Below are 16,867 nucleotides of genomic sequence, written 5' to 3'. Positions count from 1 at the left end.
CATTTTTATGATATAGTTTTTTATGTTCTGGTTGGAATGGATTTAAATACCCAATCTCGCCGCGAGTCGGCGGTATTGCAGCGATCGAATCTCGATTCGCGCGGTAAGGCGGACATAACATGACAAAAGCGAACTTGTTAGTAGTGGAAGACGAATTCATCATCGCGCAAAACCTGCGAAATCAATTGACGGATTTGGGATATAGCGTGCTCGACGTCGTTTCGTCCGGCGAACGGGCGATTCAACTCCTCGAAGAACGGCGGCCCGATCTCGTATTAATGGACATCGTCTTGAGCGGATCGTTGGACGGCGTCGAAGCGGCGAACCGCATCCGATCCCAATTCGGCATTCCCGTCATTTATATTACGGCTTTCGCCGACAAGGAACTGTTCGAACGGGCGAAAATCACCGAACCGTACGGCTATCTTCTGAAACCTTTCGAAGAACGAGAACTACAGGCCAACATCGAGATGGCCATCTACAAATCGAAGACGGAAAAAGCCTTGAAGGACAGCGAAGAGCGATACCGGACCGTCGCCGATTTCACTTACGATTGGGAATTCTGGCTGGGAACCGACGGCAATTTCCTTTACGTTTCCCCCTCCTGCGAACGGATTACGGGGTATCCTCCCGAAGCCTTCGTCAACGATCCGGGACTGTACGTCGGCATCATCCACCCCGAAGACCGCCATGTTGCGAAGGGACACTTCCCCGACAAGTTAGATGAAAGCGGCGCCCATACGGTGGAATTTCGCATCATTACGAAGAATAACGAGGTGCGTTGGATCGAACATTGCTGTCAACCCGTTTTTTCTTCCGAAGGAGTATGGTTGGGCCGCCGAGGCAGCGGACGCGACATCTCCAAACGCAAAGCGGCGGAGAGAGAAAAGGAACGGCTAATCGGCGAACTGCAAGAAGCCCTTTCGAAAGTGAAACAATTAAGCGGCCTCCTTCCCATCTGTTCCGCCTGCAAAAAAATCCGCGACGACAAAGGTTACTGGAATCAACTGGAAGCCTATATCCGAAACCACTCCGAAGCCGATTTCACCCACAGCCTGTGTCCGGAATGCGCGAAAACCCTTTATCCCGAATTTTTTGCGAATAACGAAACTCTCTAGTTTCCGTAGAGAATTCGCGGAAGCAATGAAAAATCACTTGACTGAAAACTAGACGAACGGATAATAAGAGAAGAATCAAAGCAAGCGGGAGTAGCTCAGTTGGCAGAGCATCAGCTTCCCAAGCTGAGGGTCGCGGGTTCGAACCCCGTTTCCCGCTTAATTTTCCCCCATATATAAATCCAATAAAATCAAAAAGTTGTCAAGTTTCCCATTCGTTCTCCTACTTTCTTTTTATTTGACTTTATACCCCCTTCAGGGGTACACTTTTGGGTACAGTAGCCCCTTTTCCCTCTCCGCTGCTTCATTTATAACCTGCTTATCATGGCTCATCTCAAGAAACGCAAAATGCCAAATAATGGACACGTCTGGTACGTTGAGTTTCAGTACGAAGGACGGCGTGTACGCAAGTCGCTGAAGACTTGCAGCAAGACCATTGCCCAGCGTGCGCTCAACAAATACCGCGTCTTGGAAGATGAAGGAAACCTTGGTCTGATTATCAATCAAAAAAAGCCCATCTCGTTGGGTGAATTCCTCAACGCGCTCTCCTCGCCAATCATGATCCGAATCTTTTTCGATCTCCTGCTGAGCGTCATGGCCAGTTTGTTGTATCGCCGCTTCGCGCAGGATTTGCCGCGCTTCGAAAATAAACTCGCTCCCGATCTCTTTCGCCGCTTTGTGGACATGCCCGGACGAGTTCGTTTCGATGGGCAAAATTTCGAGGTTCGGTTTCGCAAGCGGGCGCATACGTCCATCTTGCTGGGCGTCAAGAAACTTCAAGAACCGATCGCCGTCCCCTGGCTGGAGGGACGGACATTGAAGATAATCTTTACCGCCAAGACCTTTTCCCTCACGGCCAAAATCTTGGCCTAATTCTGAAGGTTAGGGTGGCTGTGAAAATCGGTGTAAATCCATGCTTATGCGCTTTAGCGGTAGTACTCCCTACTATTTCCAGGTCGATATCGAACGCTTAAACGATTCCAGGAATGATTTTTGTCGCCGGTATTGGAATGATTCCATACCCACAGCCAAACTCGACGGCATGTCCGTTATATGGAGTTAATCCTATTTTTTCGAAAACCGATTAGGGATCAAAAAAAACTTCTCAAAATCGTTCATCCGGCAAGCCGCTTTTACGGATTTTGGTTATGATGCCTGTTGTTTTCCCCTCTCGTCCTTCATTCGTCTCGGGGCGTCTATTAGCTGATCGGAGACAAATCTTCCGCTGAATTTGCGTTACGCCATGATGAGCGGATTTCAGCAGGCGGCTGAATCACTGCTGTTTTTGGATGGCGGGCAAGATCGGATAGTCTAAAATTGCCTTCCGCCAATTGCCGTTCCAGCAGGGAGGCCGACCGGAAATCATAATAGGCGTATAGCGGTTCCACATGTCGATCATCAGCGATTGAAGGCATCACAATCCATCGCCCCGCGCGGCGCTGCTGGCAAAGCCATTCGAGCGAATCGGGCGACAAATTCGGCATATCGCAAGCGCAGATGATCCATGAAGCGTGAGGCGCCCACCGCATCGCCGATAGCAAGCCCGCCATTGGCCCGTTGCACGCTTCGGCGTCGGGCAGCCGCAGAAGGCCATTCAAACTGGGGGGGATATCGCCGTTTCCGATAATGACATTCCGGGCGGTTCTGCGGCGAAGAATCTCGATGGTTCGTTCTAGCCAGGTAAGGCCATCTTTATTCAGCAGATGCTTAGGCGATCCCATGCGGAGGCTTTTGCCGCCGATGAGAACGCCGCCGTAAAGCGGCGTCTGATGCAGAATGCGAGGCAGCTCCTTCTGGATGTGATTTAACAAAATTGACAGGCGGCCGCATTCGGGGGAGAGTATCTGAATGACCGGTTCGGCGATCCCATCGGGGAGTTGATCCGATCGGCTGGCCAGCCAGAATTTGGGCAATAGCGTTTGTTTGTGGCCCTCGACCAGGATCAGATCATAGCAACGGCTGAGTTCCCGGATCGCGTATTGTAGAGAAAAATCCTCTGGCTTGTGAGCGCGGAACATCAATTCAGTGGGAGTGTGGATCAGGACATCGGATTTCTGCCGGAAAAAGCGGCCGCTGTCTTTACCGGGACTGTCGGCTTCAATCCGATGGGAGGCGTGTTTGATAACAGCCGTGCGGATGCCTGCTTTTTGCAGATGAGGCAGGGCCATTTCAATCAAAGCTGTTTTTCCTGAACCGCTCCGACCGCAAATGCCCAGAACCGCTATGGAATCGCAGAAACGACGGTCCATGAAGAATCACTCTTATGCGTATCCCTTTGTCTAGACAAAAACAGGTAGTATAGTTTCAAGTTTTTAGTGCGCTAGAGGCGATGAGAAGTTGGCAAGCAGACGAACAATTGCATATATCGATACCTATTACCTTGATTCCGATGCAATTGGATCGAGAATTGTCATAAATCGAATCCTTGCGCATTTTGGGAAACCATTCTAATGGATCAACGTAATTTTTTTATTTACTTCATTGACTTGATCGATCCTTTCTACTGTCCCATCCGGCCAATGAATGATTATTTCTTCGATGACTGATTCCGTTCCGATTCCAAAATGGAGAATCGTCTGATTCTGAGACAGGTATGATCCTTGAGAACCAACCTGCTGTGTTTGGATGCCTTCTCTGGTCCTGACGGCCACCCGCGCGCCAAGAGCAAATATATTCACGGATTGTTGCCTTAATTCCAGTTGTATCCAATTGTTTTTGTTTTGCGTTTTGTTGAGAAATAACAGCGGGCTTGATCCATGCTGCTGGATGACGATGTCCATTTTGCCGTCATTGTTGACATCGGCGTAGGCTCCGCCTCGAGTAACCAGCGGTTTGGCAAAATAATCGCACGATGACCGCGCTATTTCGATAAATCCTTTGTCTGGCCGCTGACGAAATAGAAAAAAGCGCTGGGGCAGAAGTTGAGATGAATCGTTGGGATCCTCCAGCGTGTTGCCGTTCGATACCCACAAATCCAGCAATCCGTCGTTGTCGAAATCGACGAAGGAAGTACTCCAGCCGACCATGTCCAGGGATATCTGGCCCAATCCGAATTCATCGGATACATCGGTGAAGAACAACAGCTGGTCTGCATCTTTCTCCGAAGACATGAGCGAATGCATATTTTCGTAGAGCGCATTTTCCTGAGCCAGCCAATGAGTTATCACCATATCGAAATCCGAATCCCGGTCGAAATCCCCCACCGCGATTCCCATAGCTCCCCGGTAATCCGCCGTCAGCGATGAAGAGCTGATATCTTCAAACGCGCCGACGCCCTTGTTTCTATATAAGGCGTTGCTTGAAACGTCGTTGGCTATATACAAATCGACGTTCCCATCGAGATCGAAATCCACCCAGGCCGCCGAGAGGCTGCGGCCTTCGGGATTGTGTACATTAAGGTTTTCGGCGACATCGGTAAAGGTTCCATCTCCGTTGTTCCGGTACAATCGGTTGGGTTGAGGTTGATAGGAGGACGGATTCAGGGTGTATGGATAGACGGCGCGTTTAAACTCCGTCTTGCGGTTCCGGTCGGCTTCGCGAAAGACGAAATCCACATAATTGCATACGTACAAATCGATCCACCCATCGCGGTTGTAATCTCCCCACATACAGCCTGATCCGAAAAGACCGTCATTAACGCCTGCTTGTTCCGAGATTTCGGAAAATGAACCGTCGCCATTATTCCGGAAAAGAAAATTCGGTCCATAGTTGGTAATGTATATATCCAGATCGCCATCGTTGTCATAATCCCCCCAGGCCGCGCCCATTCCATAGGAAGGTATGTTTATGCGGACTTCGGCGCTGACATCTATGAACGTTCCATCTCCCTGGTTTTGATAAAGGGCGTGAGCGTGAGGAGAATTTTCTTGGGAGAAATGATCGATAATGGGGCCAGAAAAATTGACCAAAAACAGATCGGCGTCGCCATCGTTGTCGTAATCCCCCCAGGCCAGTCCGGATCCCATGTCCTCCACGATAACCGAACTGCGCCGATACGGGAAATGCTGGAAATGGATTCCCGATGCCGCAGCGCATTCTGAAAAGGCAAAAGAATCACGCGCTTCCGCTTCGGTTCTGGCATGGATATTGGTGATGCCTTCAACCGGACCATCCCCCGTTTGCAGGACGGAATCCGGACGGTCGTACAACAGATACGCCAGTAGAACGGCGATAACCGTTATGCTGGCCGAAAACAACGTCCATAGAGCGATCCGCTTTCGGCGTCTGGTTAGAAACAATGTCGCATTACCCTTCGATCGTCAATTCGGATACTGCGCGGGATATATCCGTAATGGGCGCTCGGATCGGCGTATCGACGCCATAGATTCGCCTCAAAAAAACGGCGTTTGCCTTACGGTACCAAAGGATGGCTTCGATAGTCATATATCCAGGCTGAACGGTATCCGCAAGGATCATTTCGAAAGCAGCGGATCGCACCGGAGACTGAGCCGCATGCTTTTTCGCTATTGAAGGGCAGAAAACCTCCAAGTTCACGGTGTCGGTGAAACCGGGAAACATGGACCGCTTGTATTTGGCGCCGACCAGATCCCACAGGTTGTGCCGGTCGATCAAATCTCCCTTGCGGTCGAAGCCGATGGATTTGAAGATGACCGGCGATTCCAAAACGTCATTTCCCGCGTCTAACGCCCCGGCGTGATAGGCAATCTCTCCCGTCGAAGACGTAACTTTGACTTCCAACCAGGACTCGATCATATCCAGGGGACCGGTTGGAAAATCATGTCCCGCTTTGTTGTTGACCAGTATAACCTGTATAGGAACCATAGCTCCGGCTTTAACGGAACTGGGTGCAGCGATTTCAATCTGAACCGCCGGACCGTTGGTCCATCGGTCAGCTATTTCTGGAATATCGTATTCGCCGCGCAACCATTGCTCTGTCAGTTTTGTGTGCAGTTCGGCATTCGGCAGATCGTGGTAAAGCGGAATATATTGATTCGATGCCAGAAATCGGTGGCTGCGGTGTTTCCGGTCACTCCGGCTGCGGTTAAAATCCGACGGATCGCCGGACGACGGATCCTGGCTGTCCTGCAGCGGCATGTGGCATTCCCGGCACGTCAGAGATTGCCGGGGATTCGCTTCGTCGAACCAGCGGCTTTTGCGCCAACTGTCGTATTGGTTCTGTCCCTGCACTCTTCCGATATCCGTATTCACTTCCTTGTCGATATACTGTTTATGACAGGCTCCGCAGTATTCCGGGGATTTGTACAACGGACGGGAGTACGATTCGACATGATGGCGGGGATAGGCGCGAATCAGAAAATGACTGAGCCATCGGGCGGCTGGATGGCTCTCTTTTTCGAAAAAGTAAGGCGTGGGCGGACGCAAAGTGTAATCGGCGTTTCCTTGAGTATCGGTTTGAACGATGCTATGGCAGACAATGCACGATCCCCCTTCGTCCGCTCCTTTTGCGCTCAAGGTGATGTTGGATTGGTTTTTTGCGCCGGCGAAAAGGGAAATGGGATCATGGCAGCCGGCGCAATAACGAGTCTGTTCTGGGCTGGTTTCTTCGGCCATAAACTCCTGCGTTCGTTGAAACAGATGATCGAGAGACGAATAACGATGCGCGCTGGGAAGCCACTCCTGGTAAATCTGCTTGTGGCAGCCCGCTGTCCCGCAACTCTCCGATCCGGCCAGCAGGTCGGGAGAGACGGCGCCGCGTTGCTGTATCTGGTATGTAAATTCATCCAGGGCTGACTGGATGGACGGCTCGACCGCCTCCAGCGCATTGATGTCGGCAAGGCTGTCCGCAATGCGTTTTCGAAATCCCTGCCGGTCTTTCTCATTAATATGAAATGCCTCAAGAAATGGCTTGTGCTGGGAAGGCTCCAGTTCCTTCAAGACAGCCTGCACGACGCGGTCCTCCCCATTCTGGCAATCCAGCCGGGCCAGGCTGGGCGCAAACGGCCGGTCGTCACCAAAGCGCCAGTGGTAATCCGGCGAAAAGGGCCGCGCAGACTCCCCTGACGGATAACGGACTGCAGGAAGAACCGTCATAACGAACAAGGCTCCACAACCCAGCGCCGTCCGCCGATAAAAGCGCAATTTGGCAAGCTGCAAATCGCGGGTAGAGATGGATTCGCTTCCGCCCCGCAACGCCAGAATCCCTATATGAATGGCAAGCAGGATTAAGAACGCCAGACCGGATGCGAGGTGAATCCAGTCCCACAGGGCGTCGATTCGGATTCCAATCAGCGCCTGAACCGTTAAAACAATACCGCTCAACGCGCACACGGCGAAAAAAAGGATAGAACCATAGCCCAGCAACTGGTAATGGTTGAATGAGCCATGCCGCCGGATCTGCCAATGCCTGCAGCTGTATGTCGTAATGGGCGCAAGCGAAACCAGGCCGATTGCGGTGTGCAATAATACCGCGAATTGGTTGAAAAGGCTGAAGGGCAAGAGAAGGATCGTCAAACCGGTGATGCTTTCGTACATCAATATAGCCGCGGCTGCGCACGTCAGACTGGAAGCCCATTCCTGAGCCGAGTTTGTTTTTGTGTTAGCCGGTGTGGATGGCACTAGCATAAACCTCCATGCAGCAGTCCGTTTTTGTCTTGATTTCCTTTGTCGTTTTTGGGAGGCGTTTCCGGCGTATTGTTTTCCACAAACTTGAATCGCTTATGCAGAACACAGCCTTTTTGGTTAGGTAGGCAGATTTTTTGTAATTTCTCGCAAAATCCATTGATATCGTATTTGCAGGTCCAGGCCATTCAATTAACCGTCCTTTAATTCCTCTTCGATCCGGCGGTACTGATCGTCGGCGCAAGCCCTCAGCAAATGCATCCAAGTTGCGTAACAGGCGTCAGGAGCGGTCTTTTCTATCTCTTCCACAGCCAGAGGCGTCCAGGACAAAAGATGCCGCTGCAAGTAATCCCGCCTCGCCTGCATAATCTGATAGTATTGACCGGCATCCGCTGGATCGGCGGCGGCTTTGGCAGCCAGTTCTGCCAGATAACGGTAAAATTCCAGCTGAAATCGCAGATGGTCGGCCGTTTCTTCAACTTCCTTTTTCAGCCGTACGCCAAAGGTTTTGTAAAAAAGAATATTCTCATGCAGAATTCTGGGAACCGGATCGCGTTTATTCCAATAGGATTCAATCAGTGGACACGGGGGATTGGGCGCGCCGGCCTCGAATAACCGAATGTAAGACTCTTCATATTCCTTTTGAAACGCTGGATACGGTTCCGGATCGCCGCTATCCAGAACGCCGTATTGCCGGAACAATGCGCCCAAAGCAGTCCGTACATCCGCCCGGTTGATCCACTCCCATTGATTGCCGGTTGGGAAACGAAACAAACAATGCAACAGCGCAAATGTCAGCGAATCGTTCAGCGCGGTTTCCTCGCGTCCGGGAATCGAGAGTTGGATCATAATCGGATCTCGTACCAAAGACTGTAGTATTTCAATCCATCGCGATGCGCTTTGCTTCCCTCCCATATCGCAAAACAGACAGGAATCGAATCGGCGGCATCGGTCAGAACGAAAATGATAACCCATCCCTGCGGAGTACGGTAACTTTTCCCTGCCAGTTCGGCGCTCAATGCTTCGGTCGTTGCCCGCCCATGCGCTTTCAACAAGGAAAATCCTCTTCCGGCCTGCCAGAAAAGCAGATCAACTGGATTGGCTTTATCGCCCATCATCATGGAAGGATAACTCTCCATCGGTTTTCTGGATTTTGGGACCATCAGGCAGGCTGCATCGCCAAACGCGTCGGTCTTGCTGGTGTGGGTTTTATAGATGTGGGATTCTCCACCGTCCGGATGCCGATCGCCCTGCCGGAAAAGGTCTTCGGTGGCATCGTTCCACTGCAGTTTGACATAAAGATCGCCGGATTGACGCCGCACAATCTGCACGGAGGCTTCGGGCCTCTCGCCGTCATCGAATGGGCCGTCGGAATACAGCGGCGGGGTTCGGTGAAAACGAAGCGAATGCCCTTTGGCCTGAACCCAGACGGGATGGTTGGGATTCAACAGTTCGTCCACGTTGACTGGTTGGCTGGCAGAGTGAACGGCTAAGGGAATCGCGCCGCTTTCATCGGATGCGTTCGCAAATCCAAAGGACGCCAATATGGCGAGAAAAACGACAAAAACGCGAAACATTGTTTTGTCTCCATGATTCATTGCGACGACCTCCGGTTTTACGTGACTAAACGCTGCGAGGCGAGGTTGCATGATCTGCAGCCGCCGGTTGCAGTATTGCCGCAGGAACGAGACTCTTGCCCGGATGGCAAATGTCCGATTGTGGATGGCGTCCCCATGATCGTCAGAGCCGGTCCGGTTGTGTGGGCATCGAGCTGTCGCCGGACATCCTCAGGCGCATCCATCCTGAGCGCATCCGGAACAATCCGGTATCGGACTTGATCGGAACGGCCTATGAGAAGTTGCAGGACTTCGCTTTTTTCTCCCTGCTGAGTCCGGCGTAATTCGCGATGCAGAAACTCGATTGCGGCGACAACCTTTTTTCCAAACAAATAAATCAGATAGTCGAGAGGCAGCCGTGGATCGTCAAGGAGACTCCTTCCGGCCTGTCCGTCCTTGGGCGGATTAAAAGGGGGAACATAATATACATTGGGATGCGTCCCTTTTTCCGGGAACAAGCCTAATGCGACCTGCCAGTCGTTGACCAGTTTGGAGATGGGGGATTCCGCATCGTCCAACAGGCCGACGAACCGTATCCGGCCCGGACATTGGGCGGCGCAGGCATTCACGTTCCCTTTTTCCAAGCGGGGATAGCAGAAAATGCACTTTTCGCTCTTGCCGGCGACTTCATTAAAGTAAATCTTTTTATACGGACAGGATTTTATGCAATACCGGTAACCGTTGCAGCGCTCTTGGTCGATGACGACGATGCCGTCTTCCTCCCGTTTGTAGATCGCCTTCCGTGGACACGCTTCCACGCAGGCCGGATGCGTGCAATGGTTGCAGATTCGGGGCAGATAGAAAAAGTAGGGATTGCCGGCATTCATTCCCCCCACGTCTTCTTCCCAGTTCGCGCCATAGGTTGGCTTCTTATGCGGCATCACCGGTTTGTTCTTGCCCCCAAACAACCGTTGACGATAATCGTATTCGTAGGCTTCGCCGTAATCTTCCTTAGGCGGCAAAGGCGAGGGGCGCAGATTGCGGCGGCTGTCGAATCCGCCGCCGATGGAATGCCAGTTCCTGGGATAGCCTTTGCCCGGATGGGTTTCAACGTTGTTCCAATACATATAACCGGCGCCGTCGCGATGCGTCCATTGCTTTTTACAGCCGACGGCGCACGTCTGGCATCCGATGCATTTATTCAGATCCATCACCATTGCATATTGATGTTTTGACATGATTGGCTCCTTATCGTTGGCCGCGGTACGCCGGTCGTCAGGCCATGGGTTCGTAACCGGCGACGGGGCCGTCATACCGCTCGACATCGACTTTGATATCGCGGTTGTTTCCTGTCGGTCCCCAATAATTCAGTTTGAAATTCAGATGGCCGTAATGGCCGATCAACTGCGTCGGCTTGATCTTGATATACGTCAGGGATTGCCAACCGCCGTTCTGGAAGCCGAGAAATTTTTCCCAGCCGTGATACATGGTCAGGCGCCCGCGCTTTTCTCCAGGAAGGATTTTGGCTTTGACGACGGCTTCCCCCTGTCCGTTAAAAATCCGCACCCAGTCATTATCCTGGATATGCCGGATTTTGGCGTCGTCGGGATGGATGTAAACGATCGGCAGTCCCCGTTGCAGGCGCAACATGAACCGGTTATCGCGCCAAGTGGAGTGGATCGACCAACGTCCGTGAGGCGTGTTCCAATACAGAGGATATTCCGGATCATCCTGGGGATCCTTGTGCGCCGGCAACTGTTCGCCCAATTCGATATACCAGGGATGGTCTATGTAGAATTGCTGGCGGCCGGTAAGAGTCCGCCAGGGACGCTTCTTTTCTATCTGATGGGTAAAGGGCGTATAGGCGCGTCCATCCTCGATATCGCTGTTCCAGGCTTCTTCATCAATGCCAACAAATCGTTTCGGATTCTCTTGTATCGAGCGATAGGTCATGCCTTTGGTTTCCGGGGAATGCGACAGAATATAATTGCAGGCGGCTTCATCGCTGGCGAGAGAACCATTCGCCGTCCAGTCCTCGTACAACCGCGTCAAATCCCGTTTCCAATCCAACGGCTCGTCATGAAACGGCTGCAATCCTTTGCGCCGGACTACTTCTGCCACTTTCTGCGCAAGCGCGGCGAAAATATCCCAGTCGGTTTTGGATTCGAACAATGGATCAAGCACTTTGGAAAACGGATGCATATACGAATGACAATCCGTTGAATTCAGATCCGTTTTTTCATAGTAGGTTGACGCGGGAAGAACCACATCGCTGTACAACGCGGTCGTATCCATTCGGTAGTTGATATCGACAATCAGATCCAGGTCTTTCCACAACGACCGCAGGATGGCTTCGTTTCCTTTGGCCTGATTCAGGTAATTGGCCCGCCATACGAACAGCGCTCTGGGCTTGCGCGGAAGATTGTGCATTTGATCGGGAGTTAACGCGCTCCAATCATTCTGCGGCCATAGCGGCATCCATTGGTTTCGGACGGATTCCAGAATGTAATGCTCCACGGCCTTTCCGTTGACTAAATGCGGATCGTTCTGTTTGGAATGACAGTAGGTCCATAACGTCATGTTTTGCATGCGCTGCTTCTTGGCGCCTTCGGGGAACGCCAGCATCTTGAATCCATGTTCCGGCCAGATGCGCTCTTGACCGACGTAGTGGTTGAATCCCCCGCCGTTTTTTCCCACATTGCCGGTCAGCGCGGCCATTAATATCATCGCCCGGTTCAGCAGATCGTTATGGTACCAATGGTTTGTTCCTGCGCCGTGAATAATCATCGCCGGTTTTCGAGTGGCGAACTCATGCATGAAATGCTGCAGATCGGCGGCTTGGATTCCGCATCGCTCTGCTGCGCGTTCCAGCGAATAGAGTGGTGCGCTCATTTCGTTCCGCAGCAGGCTCATAACCGTGGCGACCTTACAGGTTGAGCCGTCTCCCAGTTGAACTTGCCACTCTCCTTCCAGCGACGGTTCGATCGTTCCCAAACGCAGATGATGTTCCTGGCTTCCCATGCAGCCGGGAACCGCAACGGCTTGGTTCGTCTTCGCATCCCATGCATAAAATTGCGAATCGGCCAGTTCGCCGGTTTGGCCTAGATCGGAGGCGCGCAAAAAATGGCGATTGTCTTTGCGAACCAATAACGGCAGATCGGTTTGCTCTTTCACATAGCCGCTGTCATAAAGTTCATTTTCTATTAAGTAGCGGCAGACAGCTAATGCGAGAATAGCGTCGCTGCCCGGATTCACGCGGATGAATTGATCGCAGTGTATGGCGCTGCTGTTGTAATCGGGCGAAATGCAGACGACTTTGGCGCCGTTATAGCGCGCTTCCCAGGCATAATGCGCGTCGGGGATGCGGGTTTGATTGATATTGCTGCCCCATAGAATGATAAATTTCGAGTTGAACCAGTCTGCGCATTCGCAGGATTCGGTCTGCACTCCCCACGTGATCGGTTCTCCTGGCGGCAAATCGCAGTACCAATCATAGAAAGAACAGAATACTCCGCCGGTATAATGGGCGAATCGCGAGCCGGCGCTGAACGAAACCGGAGACATGGCGGGGATGACGGAGAAATACGTGTTGGCGTCGGGACCGTAGTTGTAAATGTTATCGACCACTTTTTCGGCGATATACTCCAGCGCCTCATCCCAGCTCACCCGTCTCCATTTCCCTTCGCCGCGTTCGCCGGTCCGCATGAGCGGATGCTTGATGCGTTGCGCCCCATATACATATTCGACAAAACACGCCCCTTTCTGGCACCCGCGCGGATTGTAATCAGGCAGATCCTCATTGATGCGCAGATAGTCGGCGGCCTGTTCTTCCCGCAGCATGATTCCATCTTTCACGTACACCTTCCATGAACAGGAACCGGTGCAATTCGCCGAATGGGTCGATCTCACTACCCTGTCCCAGGTAAACTGGCCGCGGTAAAACTGTTCCCACCCCCTGTAGGCATACTTCTTGAGCGGATCGGCGTCGATAATATCGAATTCTTCCAACGCCGGCAGCGGAGATGGGAACAGGAGGCTGCCGATCCCCAGACCGCCGCCGATCTTCAGAATATCCCGTCGGCTGATTTGTTCCCTCGTTCGCTTGGTTTTTTTGCAGTCGGACATGCGTCTTGCCTCTCTGGTTTACTGGCCTGCCATCGATAGGTTCGCTTGCGCCGGCTTCGGATTGGCATTCAAGATGAAGTCGGTTAAATCGGAAATATCGTCCGGCGCCAGGCCGCCGCCATTCGGCGCCATAAATCCCGGCATGGGCGTGTTGATGCGGCCTTTGAGGATGGTGGTAAAAACAAATCCATCCGTCGCGGTCCGTTGAAACGCCGCATTGAACAGATCCGGCGCCAGACCGCTCAAATGGCATGCCGCGCAATGCTTGTTGAACAGTATGCCCCCGCGTGCGATATCGCCCCTGATATCCAATGACGGATCCTGGGCTCCTTGAACCATTCGAGTCTCCATCCTTACATGCGGCGGAATCTCGACGTCCAGCAAATAGGTTGCAATTCGATCCGTTTCTTCTTCCGTTAACCCGCCGGCCGCCGGCCCCCAGGCCGGCATAAGTGTCCCCGGATGGCCCAGGCGGATATTCTCTTTGATATAATCCGCCGATGCGATCTGGGCGTAAGAGACGCCTCGAATCGCCGGGAAAAATTTTTCGTAAAACGAATCGTATCGCGTATACTCGCCTGTATCATGGCAGACCGCGCAATACCGGTCGTACAAGTCTTTTCCGCTGGCAGGATCGGGATGCTCTTGCTTGTACAGTTCCAACATCTTGCCTGCCGTCAGATATGTACGAGGGATGTCCCGGTCTTCTTGAAGCGACAGCATGTAGATTGTTAGCGCGACAATCTCTTCGCGGCTCAACTGGGACGGCTTCATTTGGCTGCCGACGACGATTTTCTGCGGATCCTCAAAATGCTCGATCAGCCATTGCGGCAACGTATGCGGCCCTTCTACATGCGCCATTGGGAGCACTTGCCTGATTTTCAGCCCTACGGAATCAAGTTCCGGCCCCATATTCCCGCCCCGCCCATGCAATTTGTGGCAGGAATAGCAGCCTTTCGATTCAAACAAGTCTTTTCCATGGGCGTATTTTTCTCCTCCCCGCTCTTGAACTTCATCCGCCGCATGGCATAGCCCGCAGGAGGACTGGGCCAGATTGTTGGGCAGCAGTGGATAATCCCAGTGGTAGCCGACGGCTTTAGCTTCCTCAAATACCAATGCCCGGCCTTGTCCCCTGTGGCAGACGGTACAACCAAACTGTTCGGCGGGATGATGGGATAAATATTCTCCTGGATGGGTTCGGTAGGGTTGGACTTCGTTTTTCATGCGGGGATCGTCGATCCCAGGATGGCAGGTCATGCAACGGTCCGCCGCTTCCAACGCGGGAACATAATTTTGTACAATGCGGATTTCGAATTGATCCGCAATGGCCCGCCCGCGCTCATCCTCGGCTTTCTGCTCCAGGAGGGATGCATACCGCATTCGCAAGAGTTTCCAAGGAGCAAACGCATTTTCTTTCAGCGCGGCTGTCAATAACGCTATCAGAGTCAGCGCGCTGACGATCAGAAGCCATAGTTTTACGGTTCGATCGATTCGATTTATCGTTTCAACAGGCATTGGGATAACCTTAATTCATTGCGCATCCACTTCCTCAGGCTTGAGGATTGGAATCGTTGCGTTGGAGCGATGGTCGTAAATCCACAGTTCGGGTTTGTCGCATTTCGTTGACGGACGGTCTTTTTCCACAAACGCCATGAACCGGTGAACTGTTCCTTTGTCCAACTCTGTTTCTTCCTGCAAATAAATTCCTTCTATTGTTGGATCGTTCAGCCGCTGGCAATCCCGTTGGGACAGCAATATCCAGATCGAACCCGGAAGGATTTCACAACGGCTTTCCAGTTCGTTCTCCAATCGTTTGATCCCATACGCAAACCGGCCAGAACATTGTTTCGCGATCTTCGAGAAAGTTTCTGTCCGAGACTCAATGCGTCCTTCCCGCAAGAGGATTTTTGCCTCCTGAAGGGAAATGCGAAACCGAACGCTATGATCTTGAATTCGGATTTTCATGATGGATTCCTTAATGGGCCGGCCATTGCGACTGGCTCCAGTAAAAGTTCCAATTGGGACCGCGCAGATACGTACCCACATAAGTCAGAATGACGAAGCCAACCAAAAAACAGGTAAAAAGCGCAATGGCGCTTAAGCGGGTCGACTGGCTTGTATACAGGATATAAAGCGACCAAGCCATATACAGGACGGTTAAAATACTGCCGGGATTGACCGCGATGATGATGATTTGAGGAATGGAGGGAAACCAGTTCCGCAACCAGCCGAACGTAACAGGAAAGGCAACGCAGGCCGCCGCGCACAGCGCGCCCACCCAGACTGAAAGCGCCGCTATCCGCTTTCCCCGGCTGCTGCTGAACCAGATGCCTTTACGCTCGTCTTCGCGGTCGAGAAACGGGATCAGAATCAATCCCAATATCGCGATTGACGGAATGACTATCCCTCCGACGAATGCGGAATACGAGACCATTTCCTGCAATCCCAGAAAATACCAAGGCGCTTTGGCTGGATTCTCCGGGACGTTAGGATTGGCCGGTTCCGTCAATGGCGCATCAAACAACATGCCCAATAAAACGCACACTAGCATCGTAACCATGAATACCAGCAGTTCCGCACGAAGCAGATAAGGCCAGCTGGGCGCCGTTTCGTCTGGATTGACATCAGTTTGAGGGGATTTATCTCGAACCAGGCACATCAAACCGTACGTTTTGCTGGTCGCAGTTTGGGGATTTTGGTAGGTTGGGATTTCCGTTCCGACTCCTTTCCCCATTGGCAAGGGTGTTCCCTCTGGCCGGGCCAAACCGCCATCTTTGCGGATACGCCAAATGTGAACGCCCGCAAGCATGGTCAACGCTATAGGCAACAACATCACATGAAGCATGTAAAAGCGGATCAAAGCATCCTGTCCCACGGTGGATGCGCCTAGGAGAAGTTCTTTTTGAATATCGCCGACATTGAAGGCAGTTGGCAGCCCCAGCGCATGGACCAGTTCATTGGGCGATGCGGCGATGTTGGCGCCTATGGTAATCGCCCAGTATGCAAGTTGGTCCCACGGCAGCAAGTATCCTGTAAACGACAACGCGAGCGTCAAGACAAACAGAATCATGCCGATCAACCAGTTGAATTCTCTTGGAGACTTATAGGCGGAGGTGAAAAAAACGCGCGCCATATGCAGAATGACGGTGATCACCATGAGATGGGCTGCCCAGCGATGGATGTTCCGAATGAAGCGCCCGGTGGGAACTACATAGTGAATGTCCTTCATGGACGTGTACGCCATATCGACGGAAGGTTTGTAATAGACCATCAATAGAATCCCGGTTACCGACAAAATAACAAACTGCGCAATCAGCGAAACGCCCAGCCCCCAGGTGGTAGTAAGTTTCAAGGAATGGGGATGGACTCGGGCGGAATGGATATGCAGAAAGAAATTCGCGAAGACCGCCTGAGAACGCGTCCTATCTGATGTCGGCGCATCGTGCCGGAATACGGCCTGCCGGAAAGTCCGAGGCAATGTTTTGATATTTTCCCAAAACGCATTCATTCCCTCACTAGCCATCGATACGT

General features: G+C 52.2%; 13 protein-coding genes and 1 tRNA gene. 3 read left to right on the top strand and 11 right to left on the bottom strand.

The features are described 5' to 3' along the window. Positions 1-119: 119 nt before the first annotated feature. The 3 genes from AB1656_00330 (at position 120) to AB1656_00320 (ending at position 1,988) form a co-directional block, all read left to right on the top strand. On the top strand, positions 120-1,118 hold the full coding sequence (locus AB1656_00330; protein MEW6233805.1) for a response regulator: 999 nt from the start codon (positions 120-122) through the stop codon (positions 1,116-1,118). A gap of 84 nt (positions 1,119-1,202) precedes the next feature. Continuing rightward, a tRNA-Gly gene (locus AB1656_00325) sits at positions 1,203-1,275 on the top strand. A 188-nt stretch (positions 1,276-1,463) separates the two neighbouring features. Beyond that, on the top strand, positions 1,464-1,988 hold the full coding sequence (locus AB1656_00320) for a hypothetical protein (GenBank protein MEW6233804.1): 525 nt from the start codon (positions 1,464-1,466) through the stop codon (positions 1,986-1,988). 326 nt (positions 1,989-2,314) lie between these two features. Here AB1656_00320 and mobB read toward each other — a convergent pair whose 3' ends face one another. From mobB to AB1656_00265, 11 genes are all read right to left on the bottom strand, one after another. Then, positions 2,315-3,364 carry a molybdopterin-guanine dinucleotide biosynthesis protein B gene (mobB, locus tag AB1656_00315; protein ID MEW6233803.1) on the bottom strand — a complete coding sequence of 350 codons (1,050 nt, stop codon included), beginning with the start codon at positions 3,362-3,364 and terminating at the stop codon, positions 2,315-2,317. 198 nt (positions 3,365-3,562) lie between these two features. Continuing rightward, complete coding sequence (locus AB1656_00310; GenBank protein MEW6233802.1) at positions 3,563-5,353, bottom strand: CRTAC1 family protein; 1,791 nt, start codon at positions 5,351-5,353, stop codon at positions 3,563-3,565. Positions 5,354-5,360: 7 nt separating this feature from the next. Continuing rightward, positions 5,361-7,652 (bottom strand): DUF4405 domain-containing protein, encoded by a 2,292-nt coding sequence (locus tag AB1656_00305; protein ID MEW6233801.1) that lies wholly within the window; start codon positions 7,650-7,652, stop codon positions 5,361-5,363. Further along, positions 7,652-7,843: a hypothetical protein gene (locus tag AB1656_00300; protein MEW6233800.1), complete on the bottom strand. Its 192-nt coding sequence runs from the start codon at positions 7,841-7,843 to the stop codon at positions 7,652-7,654. The genes AB1656_00305 and AB1656_00300 overlap by 1 nt, the downstream gene beginning before the upstream one ends. A 4-nt stretch (positions 7,844-7,847) precedes the next feature. Beyond that, positions 7,848-8,504 carry a molecular chaperone TorD family protein gene (locus AB1656_00295; GenBank protein ID MEW6233799.1) on the bottom strand — a complete coding sequence of 219 codons (657 nt, stop codon included), beginning with the start codon at positions 8,502-8,504 and terminating at the stop codon, positions 7,848-7,850. Next, positions 8,501-9,232 (bottom strand): hypothetical protein, encoded by a 732-nt coding sequence (locus AB1656_00290; protein ID MEW6233798.1) that lies wholly within the window; start codon positions 9,230-9,232, stop codon positions 8,501-8,503. The genes AB1656_00295 and AB1656_00290 overlap by 4 nt, the downstream gene beginning before the upstream one ends. A 38-nt stretch (positions 9,233-9,270) precedes the next feature. Further along, positions 9,271-10,449 carry a 4Fe-4S dicluster domain-containing protein gene (locus AB1656_00285; GenBank protein MEW6233797.1) on the bottom strand — a complete coding sequence of 393 codons (1,179 nt, stop codon included), beginning with the start codon at positions 10,447-10,449 and terminating at the stop codon, positions 9,271-9,273. 37 nt (positions 10,450-10,486) lie between these two features. Then, a complete protein-coding gene (locus tag AB1656_00280; protein MEW6233796.1) occupies positions 10,487-13,336 on the bottom strand; it encodes a molybdopterin-dependent oxidoreductase in 2,850 nt (949 codons plus the stop codon). Positions 13,337-13,354: 18 nt separating this feature from the next. After that, positions 13,355-14,851, bottom strand: a complete 1,497-nt coding sequence (locus AB1656_00275) for a c-type cytochrome (GenBank protein MEW6233795.1) — start codon at positions 14,849-14,851, stop codon at positions 13,355-13,357. Positions 14,852-14,866: 15 nt separating this feature from the next. Continuing rightward, a complete protein-coding gene (locus tag AB1656_00270; GenBank protein ID MEW6233794.1) occupies positions 14,867-15,301 on the bottom strand; it encodes a hypothetical protein in 435 nt (144 codons plus the stop codon). Positions 15,302-15,311: 10 nt separating this feature from the next. Continuing rightward, positions 15,312-16,859 carry a cytochrome b N-terminal domain-containing protein gene (locus AB1656_00265; GenBank protein ID MEW6233793.1) on the bottom strand — a complete coding sequence of 516 codons (1,548 nt, stop codon included), beginning with the start codon at positions 16,857-16,859 and terminating at the stop codon, positions 15,312-15,314. Positions 16,860-16,867: the final 8 nt, after the last annotated feature.

Source organism: Candidatus Omnitrophota bacterium (genome assembly GCA_040755155.1).
Classification (GTDB): Bacteria; Hinthialibacterota; Hinthialibacteria; order Hinthialibacterales; family Hinthialibacteraceae; genus JBFMBP01.
Note: the sequence above shows the minus strand (reverse complement) of the source record. Positions and strands in the feature narration are given on the sequence as shown.

Coding starts and splice junctions, on each gene's coding strand:
- AB1656_00265 (MEW6233793.1), bottom strand. CDS start 16,859: ATGGCTAGTGAGGGAATGAATGCGTTTTGGGAAAATATCAAAACATTG.
- AB1656_00320 (MEW6233804.1), top strand. CDS start 1,464: ATGCCAAATAATGGACACGTCTGGTACGTTGAGTTTCAGTACGAAGGA.
- AB1656_00285 (MEW6233797.1), bottom strand. CDS start 10,449: ATGTCAAAACATCAATATGCAATGGTGATGGATCTGAATAAATGCATC.
- mobB (MEW6233803.1), bottom strand. CDS start 3,364: ATGGACCGTCGTTTCTGCGATTCCATAGCGGTTCTGGGCATTTGCGGT.
- AB1656_00300 (MEW6233800.1), bottom strand. CDS start 7,843: ATGGCCTGGACCTGCAAATACGATATCAATGGATTTTGCGAGAAATTA.
- AB1656_00280 (MEW6233796.1), bottom strand. CDS start 13,336: ATGTCCGACTGCAAAAAAACCAAGCGAACGAGGGAACAAATCAGCCGA.
- AB1656_00270 (MEW6233794.1), bottom strand. CDS start 15,301: ATGAAAATCCGAATTCAAGATCATAGCGTTCGGTTTCGCATTTCCCTT.
- AB1656_00275 (MEW6233795.1), bottom strand. CDS start 14,851: ATGCCTGTTGAAACGATAAATCGAATCGATCGAACCGTAAAACTATGG.
- AB1656_00330 (MEW6233805.1), top strand. CDS start 120: ATGACAAAAGCGAACTTGTTAGTAGTGGAAGACGAATTCATCATCGCG.
- AB1656_00290 (MEW6233798.1), bottom strand. CDS start 9,232: ATGTTTCGCGTTTTTGTCGTTTTTCTCGCCATATTGGCGTCCTTTGGA.
- AB1656_00295 (MEW6233799.1), bottom strand. CDS start 8,504: ATGATCCAACTCTCGATTCCCGGACGCGAGGAAACCGCGCTGAACGAT.